This window comes from Vibrio sp. YT-19(2023), assembly GCF_033337395.1.
The window spans coordinates 167,472-182,327 of record NZ_JAWOQN010000006.1; the positions used below are offsets into that span (position 1 = coordinate 167,472).

Annotated in this window: 14 protein-coding genes and 1 tRNA gene; 8 read left to right on the top strand and 7 right to left on the bottom strand. The window is 44.9% G+C overall.

Annotation, left to right across the window (positions count from 1 at the left end):
- Positions 1 to 189: 189 nt before the first annotated feature.
- Both R7E78_RS06680 and R7E78_RS06685 read right to left on the bottom strand, forming a co-directional pair.
- The gene (locus tag R7E78_RS06680) at positions 190 to 876 is read right to left on the bottom strand and encodes a general secretion pathway protein GspB (RefSeq protein WP_017820253.1); all 687 of its coding nucleotides are present in this window, start codon (positions 874 to 876) and stop codon (positions 190 to 192) included.
- The gene (locus R7E78_RS06685; protein ID WP_017820254.1) at positions 876 to 2,492 is read right to left on the bottom strand and encodes an ExeA family protein; all 1,617 of its coding nucleotides are present in this window, start codon (positions 2,490 to 2,492) and stop codon (positions 876 to 878) included. Before R7E78_RS06685 ends, R7E78_RS06680 begins: the two co-directional genes overlap by 1 nt.
- Positions 2,493 to 2,629: 137 nt before the next feature.
- On the opposite strand from R7E78_RS06685, the gene R7E78_RS06690 reads away from it, so the two are divergent.
- Complete coding sequence (locus R7E78_RS06690; protein WP_005379907.1) at positions 2,630 to 3,850, top strand: multifunctional CCA addition/repair protein; 1,221 nt, start codon at positions 2,630 to 2,632, stop codon at positions 3,848 to 3,850.
- Between the two features lie 52 nt (positions 3,851 to 3,902).
- On the opposite strand, the gene R7E78_RS06695 is transcribed toward R7E78_RS06690, so the two are convergent.
- Genes R7E78_RS06695 through folB form a run of 3 tightly spaced genes read right to left on the bottom strand, consistent with a single transcriptional unit; the run spans position 3,903 to position 5,559 of the window.
- Positions 3,903 to 4,706: an undecaprenyl-diphosphate phosphatase gene (locus R7E78_RS06695; RefSeq protein WP_017820255.1), complete on the bottom strand. Its 804-nt coding sequence runs from the start codon at positions 4,704 to 4,706 to the stop codon at positions 3,903 to 3,905.
- A gap of 14 nt (positions 4,707 to 4,720) precedes the next feature.
- Positions 4,721 to 5,203: a 2-amino-4-hydroxy-6-hydroxymethyldihydropteridine diphosphokinase gene (folK, locus tag R7E78_RS06700; RefSeq protein ID WP_005387457.1), complete on the bottom strand. Its 483-nt coding sequence runs from the start codon at positions 5,201 to 5,203 to the stop codon at positions 4,721 to 4,723.
- Positions 5,200 to 5,559, bottom strand: coding sequence for a bifunctional dihydroneopterin aldolase/7,8-dihydroneopterin epimerase (gene folB, locus R7E78_RS06705; protein ID WP_318057769.1), 360 nt, complete (start codon positions 5,557 to 5,559; stop codon positions 5,200 to 5,202). The genes folK and folB overlap by 4 nt, the downstream gene beginning before the upstream one ends.
- A gap of 250 nt (positions 5,560 to 5,809) precedes the next feature.
- Here folB and plsY point away from each other — a divergent pair, with 250 nt between their 5' ends.
- Positions 5,810 to 6,421, top strand: a complete 612-nt coding sequence (plsY, locus tag R7E78_RS06710) for a glycerol-3-phosphate 1-O-acyltransferase PlsY (RefSeq protein WP_005379857.1) — start codon at positions 5,810 to 5,812, stop codon at positions 6,419 to 6,421.
- A 34-nt stretch (positions 6,422 to 6,455) separates the two neighbouring features.
- Here plsY and R7E78_RS06715 read toward each other — a convergent pair whose 3' ends face one another.
- Positions 6,456 to 7,271, bottom strand: a complete 816-nt coding sequence (locus tag R7E78_RS06715; protein WP_005379855.1) for an alpha/beta fold hydrolase — start codon at positions 7,269 to 7,271, stop codon at positions 6,456 to 6,458.
- A 176-nt stretch (positions 7,272 to 7,447) separates the two neighbouring features.
- Positions 7,448 to 8,464 carry a tRNA (adenosine(37)-N6)-threonylcarbamoyltransferase complex transferase subunit TsaD gene (gene tsaD / locus R7E78_RS06720; RefSeq protein WP_005379854.1) on the bottom strand — a complete coding sequence of 339 codons (1,017 nt, stop codon included), beginning with the start codon at positions 8,462 to 8,464 and terminating at the stop codon, positions 7,448 to 7,450.
- A 230-nt stretch (positions 8,465 to 8,694) separates the two neighbouring features.
- On the opposite strand from tsaD, the gene rpsU reads away from it, so the two are divergent.
- The 6 genes from rpsU to R7E78_RS06750 all read left to right on the top strand — a co-directional run bounded on the left by rpsU (position 8,695) and on the right by R7E78_RS06750 (position 14,279).
- A complete protein-coding gene (rpsU, locus tag R7E78_RS06725; RefSeq protein WP_001145625.1) occupies positions 8,695 to 8,910 on the top strand; it encodes a 30S ribosomal protein S21 in 216 nt (71 codons plus the stop codon).
- Between the two features lie 27 nt (positions 8,911 to 8,937).
- Complete coding sequence (locus tag R7E78_RS06730; RefSeq protein ID WP_054574265.1) at positions 8,938 to 9,381, top strand: GatB/YqeY domain-containing protein; 444 nt, start codon at positions 8,938 to 8,940, stop codon at positions 9,379 to 9,381.
- Between the two features lie 149 nt (positions 9,382 to 9,530).
- Complete coding sequence (gene dnaG / locus R7E78_RS06735) at positions 9,531 to 11,297, top strand: DNA primase (RefSeq protein ID WP_005379719.1); 1,767 nt, start codon at positions 9,531 to 9,533, stop codon at positions 11,295 to 11,297.
- 99 nt (positions 11,298 to 11,396) lie between these two features.
- Entirely contained in the window at positions 11,397 to 13,259 is a 1,863-nt protein-coding gene (gene rpoD, locus R7E78_RS06740) for an RNA polymerase sigma factor RpoD (RefSeq protein ID WP_005395986.1), read from the top strand.
- 155 nt (positions 13,260 to 13,414) lie between these two features.
- A tRNA-Ile gene (locus tag R7E78_RS06745) sits at positions 13,415 to 13,490 on the top strand.
- 297 nt (positions 13,491 to 13,787) lie between these two features.
- Positions 13,788 to 14,279 (top strand): hypothetical protein, encoded by a 492-nt coding sequence (locus tag R7E78_RS06750; protein ID WP_213916422.1) that lies wholly within the window; start codon positions 13,788 to 13,790, stop codon positions 14,277 to 14,279.
- Positions 14,280 to 14,856 lie beyond the last annotated feature (577 nt).

A 14,856-nucleotide genomic window follows, 5' to 3' on the forward strand; every position in this document is an offset into this window, starting at 1 on the left:
TTACACAACGCTGACTGGAATCGCGCTATCAATAGATGAATGATATTGGTGCTATTTAAACGACTGAGAAAAGCTATATTTTGCTTGTTTGAGTATCTAAAAATCATCACCAGAATAGATGCAAAAGATGCTCTGAAAAATAAAAAGCCAGCGATATGATTTCGCTGGCTTGATGTGTTTCTACAAGAGTTAGCCTTTCCACTCATACAACGCTGGTATACGAATTTGCTCACCTTGGAACTCAACAATCACAGCTTGCGGTTGTATTTCTCTTAGAGTGACCTGATCATCAACGACATCCCCTTGATGATACTCAACATTGTTAATTTTCACCCAACGGCGATTTTCATCACTAGCGTACATATGGGTTTGCAAATTAAGCGCAGGTAGACGCCCTTGCCACTGGTGAGCGTTGCGCTCTAAATCGTTCACGCGTGCCGTTTGTGATGAAGAGTTGTCATCATCTCGGGATAAGGCATTTTCGACCTTCCTAGCTAAATCAGGAGATAATGAGGATAAATCCAGATCATCCAAAGACAACCCGAGGTCCTCTTCAGCAGGAGAAGTCGTTTGGGTTGATGCTGAGTTGCGTGTTTCATCTCTGCTTGGTGTATGGCTCGTGTATTCATCGGGGGTGGTAAATGTACCAAAATCACGCGATAGCTCTGCACTTGGCCACTCTCTTGGCAATTGGGCCAACTGGGTGTTCTCTGGATAGTCTAATACTTTGAAAGGTGATACCACTTCGACCTTTTCTATCGGGGACGTTGTATCTACTTCAACACTCGGTGCAAAGAGATCTAAGTACCAAGCGACTCCAATAGCAGAAGCAGTGATTGGCAGCAAGAACAGACCTATATGTTTCACAGCTGACATTATGCGTCCTCCTTCTCTATTCTCGCCAGTTGAGGCGCATCTGGCTGAACATTTTGCTGAAGTCGGTCTAGCGTTCGCTTACCTGCAATACCATCGACACCAATTCCTTGCCAGCGTTGAAATAACTCGACTCGCTCTTTCATCGCACCATCAAAAATAGACGTTTCAAGCAGTGGCTCACTCACCGCTTCTGCTAATAATCGGTCTAATACTTCAATCGCAGGGCCTTCCATGTCTAAACGTAATGTTTCATTCAGCGGAGCATGCCACAGTTCGATAATATTGCCCTGCCACAACGGCTTTAACCATGAAATTGGCAGACGGAGACGCTGCTTACCATTGAGCACTTCAGCTTGGTCATTACCGACGGCATATAGAATGACATACCCAACATCACCTTGATAATTCAACTCCAAGATCACAGGGCGATTTTGTTGCATCAACAGCGGCCAAGTCGCCATTTTACGCTCACAACGCATAGTCGACTGCGGTTCTGACAAACAAAGGTTATCGCGAACCGATGCTTGATACCCCCACAAACGATACAAATCATTTACAGCGAGGTTCGACTGTTTTTGTGTTAACAATAAAGCACGCTGCTCATCCGTTAACTGTTGGCTGACGACGGTTGGTGTTGGCTCTACTCTTGGCTCCGTCACTTGTGTCAACACTGACGTCGCTTGAGCTGGCATATAATTCACGACCGCCCACCCCGTACTTAATGCAGCAATAAGGCCTACCGTGACAGAGCCCCAAGCAGGCCAACGGAAAGTCCGGCGCTCTTTTTTATCTTGCTGATAAATATCTGCCTGAAACTGCATCACCTCTTCACAGGCCTGCTGAACGGTTTGCTTATCCACCACCACATTACCCTGGTGATAACTAATGTTGAGGGATTTGTCACAGATAAGGTTGATGAGCCGCGGTATACCGTGACTGTATTTGGCTATAAGTTTACAAGAAGCACGATTAAACAGTTGCTGGTCGCCACCTGCTGTATGTAGTCGAAATGCGATGTAATCTTCTGTCTCTTTTTCATCCAACGGCAACAGGTGATAACGCCCGGTAATACGCTGGGCAAGTTGGCGTAGTTGTGTTGTTTGTAATAACCGCTGCAATTCAGGCTGCCCGACCAACAACACTTTGAGCAATTTTCTGGTATCGGTTTCCAAGTTGGTCAACAAGCGCAACTGCTCTAGAACGTCGGCGGCAAGGTGTTGAGCCTCATCAATGACCAGCAATGTCTGCCAGCCTGAACGATAATTACGCAGCAAATATTGATGGATAACCTGGTTTAGCTGTTTGAGGTTTGCATCTGGCGGATAGGTGATTTTGAACTCATCGCAAATGGCTTCGAGCAAGTCTCTACTCGAAAACGTGGGATTGAGAATAAGACCCGCTTTGGTGTTATCACCCAAATTCGCCAGCATCGCTTTTGCGACGGTCGTTTTGCCTGTACCTACTTCGCCAGTAAGCATAGCAAAGCCACCGCCATCGCCTAGCCCAGCTTGGAGATGTGTGATTGCCTCTTTGTGACGTTGGCTTAAATACAAATAACGTGAGTTTGGAACAATCGAAAATGGTTGTTCGACAAACCCAAAAAAGTCCTTATACATTAGGCTCTCCAGCTAAAAAACCACCTGGGAATAGTCAGACATGGTATAAACGCTCTTCTTCTATTCTTAGGAGTAAAGAAAAGTACCATTGCTTGCTACAATGTCCAACGGCATATCCATAAATTAAGAGGTAATTCGTGCAAGTTTATTTAGTAGGTGGCGCAGTTCGAGATAAATTGCTCGGAATTGATAGTTATGACAACGACTGGGTGGTCGTAGGCGCGACGCCCGAGATGATGCTGTCCCAAGGATACACCGCCGTTGGTAAAGACTTTCCTGTATTTCTGCATCCCAAAAGTAAAGAAGAATATGCCCTTGCACGAACAGAGAGAAAGTCAGGTTCTGGTTACACTGGTTTTGAATGTTTCTTCGATCAAAACGTCACCTTAGAAGAAGATTTGATACGTCGTGATTTAACCATTAACGCGATGGCAATGGAGAGTGATGGCACGATCCATGACCCATATGGTGGCCAGCAAGATCTCAACGATAAACTGCTACGCCATGTATCAGACGCCTTTATTGAAGACCCTCTACGCGTTTTACGTGTCGCTCGCTTCGCAGCGAAGCTTGCTGATCTAAACTTTACGGTTGCCGACGAAACCATGCGGTTAATGCGTCACATGGCAGAGTCCGGAGAGCTGAGCACACTGACTCCCGAGCGTGTTTGGCAAGAATGGCATAAATCTCTCTCTACTCCTCGCCCTGATATTTTCTTATCGGTTCTACGAGACTGTGGTGCATTAACCGTGGTGTTACCTGAAATTGATGCACTATTTGGCGTACCTCAACCTGAGAAGTGGCATCCAGAAATCGATACTGGCATCCATACTTTGATGGTGGCAGAGCAAGCCGCAAAATTGAGTAACTCACTCCCCGTCAGGTTTGCCGCCCAAGTGCATGACTTGGGTAAGGGCGTGACGCCAGAGAGCGAATGGCCAAGCCACAAAATGCATTGCCATACAGGATTAAAACTGATCAAAAAGCTGTGCGAACGTGTCCGGGTACCAAATGAGTTTCGTGATTTAGCCTTGATGGTGTGCGAACAGCACTCCAATATTCATCGCGCGGCTGAACTTAAACCACAAACCATAATTAAAATACTCAATAAACTTGATGTGTGGCGTAAGTCCGAACGTCTGCAAGATATCTTGCTTTGCTGCCAAGCGGATCACGCTGGTCGTAAAGGACTGGAAACGCAACCATATCCACAGGCGGATATTTTTAGGCAAGCCTACCAAGCAGCAGCGGCAGTTGACGTTCAAGCCATTATCAAAGAGGGCTTTAAAGGCCCTGCGATTCGTGACGAGCAAGAAAAACGACGTATTGAAGCAGTGAAAGCAGCACTTAAGAAGTAACGAACAAACAAAAACGCCCGCGGATTTCGCGGGCGTTTTTCGTTAACATCAATTATGCACTTAATAGAAAAGCGAACAAACCGACGCCCAAAATGAGACGGTAAATCACAAACGGTGTCATGCCCATTCGTGAAATCATCTTCAAGAAGAAGTGGATACAGATGTACGCACTGATAAACGATGTGATAATGCCAGTCATTAAGAAACCAACATGGACAGGTTCACCACTGGTCACTAACTTCATGCCTAAGTAGCTACCAGCTAATGTAATGATTGGGATCGACATTAAAAACGAAAATCGGGCAGCCGCTTCTCGAGTAAAGCCAAGGTAAAGCGCTGCTGTGATGGTCGCCCCTGAACGTGAAGTTCCAGGAATCATCGCTAAGGCTTGAGCAATACCGATAAATACAGCTTTCTTCCAACCCGTTTGGTATTCATCGGCAACGAGTTTAGCGTTTTTGTCTACCCACCATAGCAACAGGCCAAATACGATCGTAGTAGTCGCGATGACGTAAGCGCTACGTAGATACACTTCAATGATGTCTTTCATCAATAAGCCGAACACACAAGCTGGAATCGTCGCAATCACGATCATCCAAGCCAATTTAGCTTCTTTACTGCGATCTCCTTTAAAGATCGAAGCAAATAACGCTTGAAACAAAGTGATTACTTCATGACGAAAATAGATCACGACAGCCATTAATGTACCGACGTGAACAGCAACATCAAAGGCTAGACCTTGGTCTTCCCATCCTAAAATAGCGGAAGGCAGGATCAAATGGGCAGAGCTTGAAATAGGCAAAAACTCTGTCAGCCCCTGAATCAGAGCCAAAATAAAGGCTTCAAAATAACTCATGTAAACAACTCAAATTAAAAATGAAAGGAAACGGGTTTGAGCGAATCGACTGGCTGCATAGCATGCCAAATGTCTGCGACTGTGCGTCCATCGCCTGGGATCACTAATTGCGGTTCGAGATCATACAGCGGCTTTGTGACAAAAGGATATTTGTAGATATCACTGCGAGGTAGCTCAGGTTTTTTCTTGGAGACGCGCTCACCGAACAACACTATATCGAGATCCAGTGTTCGATCCTGATACTTTTGCGCGTTTTCTTCGCGTCCCCACTTAAATTCAATCTCGCGTAGTTGATGGCTCAACTCTTCTAATGACAACTCGGTACGCATTGCAACGACAAAGTTGTAGAAATTCTTGCTGCTAAAACCAATAGGTTCGCATTCATATATCGGTGATACGAGGAGATTTTCTCCAAGCCGTTGCAGCTCCTGATACGCAGCAAGCACATGTTGCTCTCTTTCTACGTTCGTCCCAACACCGATATAGGTGGTGATCATGCTCGGCCTCGCTCAATCACCACACCAACAGCACGTGCTTGCGACACGGCGCCAGGCTTCGCTAGGCGGATTTTCACCCAAGGCACTGAGAAACGCAGCATGATAAGCTCTGCTACTTCTTCAGCCACGCGCTCGACCAGTAAGAAACGACCATTTTCAATGTGGTTAAGTACCGCCTCACTCACCTGCGAATAATCCAGTGCATCTTGCACATCATCACTTTTGCCCGCAGGTTTATTATCGTGTGCCATTTCAATATCTAGAACCAACTTTTGTTTGATTTGTTGTTCCCAGTCGTACACGCCAATTGTGGTGATTACTTCTAACTGTTCAATAAAAACTTTATCCAGAGCCATCTTATGTCCTTCTATTACAGAGGTCGGATACCCGTGAGGGGTAATTTGATCGTAGTATTCTATACCTAAGTAACATTTACTTTGGTCATCACAATGTTACTTAGGTATAAACTGCGAAAGCATCTTTATATACAAGAAATCACATAATGCAAGCTCTATCACAGTGAGGATTTCTGCATTATGTAAATTCGGGGTATGATAGCAACTACGCGGGAACCGAGCATTAAATTCCAATCCATCAAGGACTTCTATGGACGCACTGGCACTGATAATGACAATGGCCGCCTATTTATTAGGTTCGGTTTCCAGTGCGGTTTTGATCTGTCGACTCTTAAAACTGCCAGACCCACGCAGTGTGGGATCTAACAATCCTGGAGCAACGAACGTATTGCGTATTGGCGGACGAGGAGCCGCTGTTTCAGTCTTGTTGTGCGATATGCTCAAAGGCACTATCCCCGTGTGGGGCGGATACTTTCTTGGTATCGACCCTATCATTCTTGGCGTCATCGCCATTGCTGCCTGTCTTGGCCACATGTACCCCATCTTTTTCCACTTTAAAGGCGGAAAAGGTGTCGCAACCGCGCTTGGCGCTATCGCTCCGATTGGTTTGGACTTAACAGGATTGGTGATGTTAACTTGGCTGTCAGTAGCCGCGCTATTCCGCTATTCATCCTTAGCGGCTCTCGTCACGGTTTTGGTCACTCCGTTTTATACTTGGATGTTTAAACCGCAATACACGTTACCTGTTGCTATGCTGTGTTGCTTAATCGTATTTAAGCATCATCAAAATATTCGTCGGCTTTTGTCTGGCGACGAGCCAAAAATCGGCGAGAAGAAACTGACACAAAAAAACTCGGCTTAATGCCGAGTTTTTCGTTTAAAGAGGGATGCATTGGTTACGCATGAACTCGATTCAGGAAGTTCAACAACATTTGGTTGACGAACTCCGGCTGTTCTAAACAACTGATGTGTCCCGCTTGCGGAATTTCTACCAACTCACTGCCCGTGATACAGTCTTTCATTAAATACGATTCGAAAACCGGGCGAGGCTTATCTTCACAGCCCACCGCAATTAACGTCGGCAGAGCGAATTTTTCCGAATCTTCAATCACATCACGGCGACCAAACACCATGCGCCCCATGCGAGCTACTTCCACCGCACGCTCACCGTTCAGCTCTTCTAAACTGCGTTTGAATGAAGCGACAAGTTTAGGGTTATCCTGATTGACGTTGTTGGCAAAGAACAGCGGCACAACGGCTTCAATAATTGGCGCAGGCACTGCTTGGACTTGGCTGATGGTATCAAGCATTGCAAAATACTTTTTATACGTAACTTCTGGCTCCCAGCCAATGAAGGTATCCATCAATACCAGTGACTTAACACGTTGCGGCGCTTGAGCCGTTAGCTCCGCTCCCCACATGCCGCCAACAGATAAGCCCACTATCGAGAACTCTTCGATATCTAAATGATCCATCAATGCCAACATATGTTGTGCATAGTCGGCCAATGACTGTGTCGATGCAGGTGCAGCGTCCGATTCACCATGTGCCCAAAGATCTGGCACAATACAACGGAATGACTGGCTTAAAACCTCTACTTGCGGCGCCCACATTTGGCTATCCCAAAGGTAACTATGACCAAATAGAAGCACAGGGCCCTCACCTTTATCTAGATAAGCAAGTTGCTGACCTTCAATTTCAAACTTATTCATTGTTATATCCATTTCTTATTCTTCCACGTCATCCTAGCACTGAAACAATAGCGAACTGCTCGCATCAGTCAGAATGTAAAACGAGGCGGTTCATTGAATAATTAAAAATAAAGGCCTCTGAGGAGCAGAGACCTTTATTACACAGAACCGGTTTCAAACCTACCGCATAAATTTGACTAAGCGACAGGTGTTAGTTGATCAATTGGCCAACGTGGACGAGCCTCTACTGACATATCAGCCACTTCGCCATTCTTCAAGCGCTGCATGCCTGCGTAAGCGATCATCGCACCGTTATCTGTACAGAACTCAGTACGTGGGTAGTAAACTTCGCCGCCAACTTTCTTCGCTAACTTCTCTAACTCAGCTCGCAAACGACGGTTAGCACTCACACCACCAGCAATAACAATGCGTTTCATGCCTGTTTGCTCAAGCGCGCGCTTACATTTAATAGCCAACGTAGCACACACAGCCTCTTCAAATGCCAATGCGATGTCCGCGCGGGTTTGCTCGTCATCACCGTTTGCAGCAATCGTGTTAGCCGTAAAGGTTTTTAGACCAGAGAAACTCATGTCCAAACCGGGCACATTCGTCATTGGGCGCGGGAACTTAAAGCGGCCCGGTGTACCTTTTTCCGCCAGTTTAGATAATAGTGGACCGCCTGGGTAATCCAAACCCATTAGCTTCGCTGTTTTATCAAACGCTTCGCCCGCCGCATCATCAATCGACTCACCTAGAATTTTGTACTCACCGATGCCTCTCACTTCCACCATCATAGAGTGACCGCCCGATACTAATACCGCCACAAACGGGAACGGTGGAGGGTTATCTTCCAACATTGGGGCCAATAGGTGACCTTCCATATGATGAACAGGTACCGCTGGCACTCCCCAAGCATAAGCAATACTGCGACCGATAGTCGCACCCACTAATAGCGCCCCAACAAGACCAGGCCCCGCGGTATACGCGACACCATCGATGTCTTTTGAAGTTAAGTTCGCTTCTTTTAGTGCCTCTTTAATAAGAGGAATGGTTTTCTTTACGTGGTCACGTGAAGCCAACTCAGGCACCACACCGCCGTAATCTGCGTGCAGTTTTACTTGGCTGTATAGCTTGTGTGACAAGAGACCGTTTTCATCGTCATAAATTGCGATGCCAGTCTCGTCACAAGAGGTTTCAATACCAATAATGCGCATGGTTTTCTCAGTATGCTTTCTGTATAGAGGAAATTTGGGCGTCATATTACCTCGCCTTGGTGCTGCAAACAAATTTTGTACAGACAATAATCGACAAAAGGCTTTACAAAGTAGTTGTGATCGGATTAAAATTCCGCACCATTTTTGATCAAGCTGGTAAGAGACCTAACAATTGTGATTTGGTCTGTTGAATACCAGCGTTAACGAATAACCCCTGAGGTGAAAGGCATATGCCAGTAGTTAAAGTACGTGAAAACGAACCGTTCGACGTTGCTCTACGTCGTTTTAAGCGCTCTTGCGAAAAAGCAGGTATCCTTTCTGAAGTGCGTCGTCGTGAGCACTACGAAAAACCAACTACAGTTCGCAAACGCGCTAAAGCAGCAGCTCAAAAGCGTCACGCTAAGAAGCTAGCTCGCGAAAACGCTCGTCGCGTTCGCCTGTACTAATAACTGAGCTCCAAAAGGAATTTAGTTATGGCTCTGATTGATCAACTCAAAGAAGAGCAAAAATTAGCGATGAAAGCCAAGGACAAATTGCGCCTTGGTACTATTCGTTTAGCCCTATCAGCAATCAAGCAACGTGAAGTTGACGAACAGATTACTCTGAACGATGACGACATTCTTGCAGTATTGACCAAGATGGTTAAACAACGTCGCGACTCTGTAACGCAGTTTGAAGCAGCGGGTCGTCAAGATCTTGCTGATGCGGAACAAGCAGAAATTACCGTTCTTGAGGACTTTATGCCTCAACCACTGACAGACGAAGAAGTAGCGGCTCTCATCGAGAACGCGATTGCTGAATCTGGAGCAGCTGGCATGCAAGACATGGGCAAAGTAATGGGCGTTCTGAAACCGCAAATTCAAGGGCGTGCAGATATGGGTAAAGTAAGCGGTTTAGTTCGCGCTAAATTGGCTTAAGGTACCCCACCCAATTGCAGCAAGCCGTGCTATCCTTTGGAGCGCACGGCTTGTTTGTATCTGGATGGATGGAATGAAATCAATGGGCAATACGCTCATTCTTTTAAGGCATTCACTCCACTCATCATCTTCTTTTTTTGTTAGGTTTTATGGCTGGACACATCCCTCGCAGTTTTATCGATGACCTTCTAGCTCGACTTGATATTGTCGATATCATCGACGCACGTGTGAAACTTAAGAAAAAAGGCAAAAACTACGGCGCATGCTGCCCTTTCCACAACGAAAAGACACCCTCATTCAGTGTCAGTCAAGAAAAGCAGTTCTACCATTGTTTTGGTTGTGGCGCGCACGGAAATGCCATCGATTTTTTGATGGAATTCGACCGACTAGAATTCGTCGAAGCCATTGAAGAACTCGCTTCATACTTGGGTTTAGATGTTCCTCGCGAACAACGTAGCGGCGGTAATGGTTCGTTTCAATCAGGCCCACAAGCAAGCAGCAGTGAAAAACGTAACCTATACGACTTAATGGGCAGCATTGCTCAATTTTATCGTAACCAACTCAAACAGCCAGCAAGTAAGGTGGCGATTGAGTATCTAAAAGATCGCGGCCTGTCTGGTGAAATCGTCCAGAAGTTTGGCATCGGCTATGTGGCTGATGAATGGGATTTAGTTCGTAAGAACTTTGGCCAAAATAAAGAAAACCAAGACATGCTCGTCACAGGCGGCATGTTGATTGAAAACGATAAAGGCAACCGCTACGACCGATTCCGTGGTCGAGTGATGTTTCCTATTCGAGACAGACGCGGCCGAGTAATAGGCTTTGGTGGTAGAGTATTAGGTGATGGGACACCAAAATATCTCAACTCACCCGAAACCCCGATATTTCATAAAGGTAAAGAGTTGTATGGCCTTTATGAAGTACTACAAGCGTACCGTGAGCCACCACAAATTTTAGTGGTTGAAGGCTATATGGATGTTGTCGCGCTTGCTCAATATGGCGTAGATTATTCCGTTGCCTCATTAGGAACCTCGACAACGGGCGATCACTTGCAAGTGTTATTCAGGCAAACAAGCACCGTCGTGTGTTGTTATGACGGTGACCGCGCAGGCCGTGAAGCAGCGTGGCGTGCCATGGAAAATGCATTGCCTTACCTAACGGATGGTCGCCAGTTAAAATTCATGTTTTTGCCGGACGGAGAAGATCCCGACTCTTATATCCGACAAAACGGAAAACAAGCATTTGAGCAGCAAGTGTCTAATGCGATGCCCTTGTCTGAATTCATGTTCAGCTCATTGACTCAGCAGGTCGATATGAGCACGAAAGAAGGCATGGCAAAACTGAGTACTCTTGCGGTTCCTCTCATTGATAAAGTCCCTGGCGGCACTTTAAGACTATACTTGAGAGAATTGCTTGGCCGCCGTTTGGGTTTGGTTGATGAACGCCAACTACAGCAGCTAATTTCAAAACAAGGTAAAGAGGATAAAAGGCCTCAACCTCATAAAGAAATCAAGCGAACGCCGATGCGAGAAGTGATCGCGTTACTGATTCAAAACCCACAATACGTAAGTATGGTGCCAGATCTAACTAGCGTTAGAGATTTGCCCATTCCTGGTCTAAGTTTATTTGTTGATGTACTTGATAAATGCCAAGCGCATCCCCATATCAACACAGGCCAATTATTAGAGCATTGGCGAAACAGCCAAAATGAGACCCTTCTGTCTCGTCTCGCGAGTTGGGACATTCCACTCGATGAGGACAACCAAGAAGAAATCTTTTTAGACTCACTGGATAAAATTATTGCCCAGTGCGTAGAAAAACAAATTGAAAACCTGCAGGCCAAAGCAAGAAGTGTCGGTTTATCAGCCGAAGAGAAAAGGGAGCTGCTAGCACTTATGCTAGATTTAAAAGCGTAACCCTGTTTAATTAGTCAGCAACGATTTAATTTGTTATAGTAAGTGGTTTGCATTTCGCATACTGATTCCTTCACCAGATTACGAAGTTGGATACCGTCTATGGATCACAATCCGCAGTCACAGCTAAAGTCACTTGTTATTAAAGGCAAGGAACAAGGCTATCTGACCTACGCCGAAGTAAATGACCACCTACCTGCTGAAATCGTAGATTCAGAACAGGTAGAAGACATCATTCAGATGATCAACGACATGGGCATTAAGGTAGTAGAAACTGCTCCTGATGCTGATGATTTAGCACTGAACGATGACACAAATATTACCGATGAAGATGCAGCCGAAGCTGCAGCCGCTGCACTTTCTAGCGTAGAGAGTGAGATTGGTCGTACAACAGACCCAGTACGTATGTACATGCGTGAGATGGGTACTGTCGAACTTCTAACTCGCGAAGGCGAAATCGACATCGCAAAACGTATTGAAGAAGGTATTAACCAAGTTCAATCGTCTGTTGCTGAATACCCAGGCACAATTCCGTACATTCTTGAGCAATTTGACAAAGTTCAAGCTGAAGAACTACGTCTTACAGACCTAATTTCAGGTTTTGTAGATCCAGATGCTGACGACACCGCTGCACCAACGGCAACACACATCGGTTCTGAACTGACTGAATCTCAGTTAGAAGAAGAAGACGATGAAGACGTTGATGACGACGAAGATAGCGATGACGATTCAGATGATTCTGAAGAAGATGTAGGTATCGATCCAGAATTAGCGCTAGAGAAATTCAACCAACTACGCAGCACCTATCAAAATCTTCAATTAGCAATCAACGAGTACGGCTATAACAGCCCGAAAGCAACCGTTGCTAATGAAATGATGCTAGACGTATTCCGCGAGTTTCGTCTAACGCCTAAACAGTTTGATCACCTAGTGAATGAACTGCGTACTGCTATGGATCGCGTTCGTACACAAGAGCGTCTGATCATGAAGTCAGTGGTTGAATACGGCAAAATGCCGAAGAAATCATTCATCGCGCTGTTCACTGGTAATGAATCAAGTGAAGCTTGGCTGGATGAAGTTCTTGCTTCAGACAAGCCATACGCTGAAAAGATCAAACGTAACGAAGAAGAAATCCGTCGTTCAATCGCTAAGCTAAAAATGATTGAAGAAGAGACTTCTCTAAACGTACAGAACATTAAAGACATCAGCCGTCGTATGTCTATCGGTGAAGCAAAAGCTCGCCGTGCGAAGAAAGAGATGGTTGAAGCGAACTTGCGTCTTGTAATTTCTATCGCGAAGAAATACACCAACCGTGGCCTACAGTTCTTGGATCTGATCCAGGAAGGTAACATCGGTCTGATGAAAGCGGTAGATAAGTTCGAATATCGTCGTGGTTACAAGTTCTCGACTTACGCAACGTGGTGGATCCGTCAGGCAATCACTCGTTCAATCGCGGACCAAGCACGTACGATTCGTATCCCGGTACACATGATCGAAACGATCAACAAGCTAAACCGTATTTCTCGTCAAATGTTGCAAGAGATGGGTCGCGAGCCACTACCGGAAGAACTGGCAGAGCGCATGCAAATGCCAGAAGACAAGATTCGTAAAGTTCTAAAAATCGCTAAAGAGCCTATCTCAATGGAGACACCAATCGGTGACGACGAAGATTCGCATCTAGGTGATTTTATCGAAGATACAACGCTAGAACTTCCGCTAGATTCTGCAACTGCAACTAGCCTTAAGGTGGCAACAAAAGACGTGCTTGCAGGTCTAACGCCACGTGAAGCGAAAGTACTTCGTATGCGCTTTGGTATCGACATGAACACTGACCATACTCTAGAAGAAGTTGGTAAGCAGTTCGACGTTACTCGTGAGCGTATCCGTCAGATCGAAGCAAAAGCACTACGTAAACTTCGTCACCCAAGCCGCTCAGAGACTCTGCGCAGCTTCCTAGACGAATAATCGCAGCGCATACAAGCTTTTAGAAATCAAAAAAGGTGACTTTAGGTCACCTTTTTTATTATCTACTGTTCTAAGTGGATAAAAACTAAGCGCAATTGCCCTAGTTGGTATCTAGACACCTTGCAACGCTTCCCCTATAATCGTTGTCCTATTAAGGCCCCTTAGCTCAGTGGTTAGAGCAGTCGACTCATAATCGATTGGTCCCCAGTTCAAGTCTGGGAGGGGCCACCAAATTCAAGAAGGTTAGTAAGCGTAGTGTTTACTAACCTTTTTTTATACCTGCGATTTTTAGTCAAGTTGTTAGTCAAATAAGAGCTAACTACCCCAATGAACAAGCATTAGAAAAAATCAAACATCAATAAACTCGCTCATCAGTCAACAAGCAAAGTACACAATAGATTGCTTAGTTGTGACTAACTCTAAAAATATCAGAGCTTTCTTATTGTATATTTAATATGCAACGATTTGATTTAGAAAGACTCAAGCAAACATAAAGAAATAGAGTTCAATAGATTACGGCGAGGTTATATGAAAAAACTAATTCTAGCGACTGCTATAGTCGCTTCATTCTCTGCTCAATCAGCCCCCGAGATGGTTTATAAACAGAGCATTTTTACAGTTGTTAAGTTCTCAGATGAATTCACGGAAGAGGTTACATCATGCCAGCTTAACATCGGTGAGTTCGCTAGGGACAAACCTCGACTATCTCTTTTCTCAAAACCAACGAAAAGTTTCGAAGCTATTGGCTTAACAGGCAGTATTGGTAACTACAGTAGTTCTGGATATCAGTTAAAAATTGATGATGGTGAGATGATAAAGCAGGGTCGAACTAGAGCTGGTGGCGATCCAACTTATGGAGTCGCTGATACTTTATTGCTTAATAACATTGCTAATGGATCCAAACTCATTTTACGAGTTTATCCTGACAATCAATTCGTTGATAGCCAAACTGAAGTGTACAATCTAAAAGGTTCATCGACAGCAATCGAGAAGTTTAAATTTTGCTTAACCAACTCATAGAACTCTCATTTAAAACTACTTAATGACGAAAAAGGCTGTTTACGCGGCCTTTATACTCCCATTCCCCCCGCCCCTACAATTAGCATTTCCCTTAAACATAAGCCTATGCCTGTGTTTTATGGGTACACATCTTAATAAAGAAAAAACTTTCTGGTAGAACATACAAAACCACCCTTTCGGATAGTTCATAGTGATTTGTCAAATAGAAGTCAGTCCAATTGACAGTACAAGACCATACATTTCAACAACTTACAATCAAAAGTCAATTTTGTCAGTTTTGTCAGTGGGGTATGTGGTGAATATTGAAGATGAAGAAAAAGGGAAAGAAACAAGAAGATTAATATAACTAACTTTTTTGACACTTTACTCTCTAGCCCTTATGTATCAAGGCTTTCAGGCTGTCAATCAACTGACTTTGAATTGACACCAATGACAGTTACAACCTTTTCTGCTCTGGGAAATTCGCTTTAAAACAACCAACCACTACGCTGTAAATTACCACCTTCTAAAGAAGGTGGCTTTGTGTGAGCCCCCTAAAAGGGGGCCTTTGTTTAGTCCAGCGCCAATTGCTGCTGCT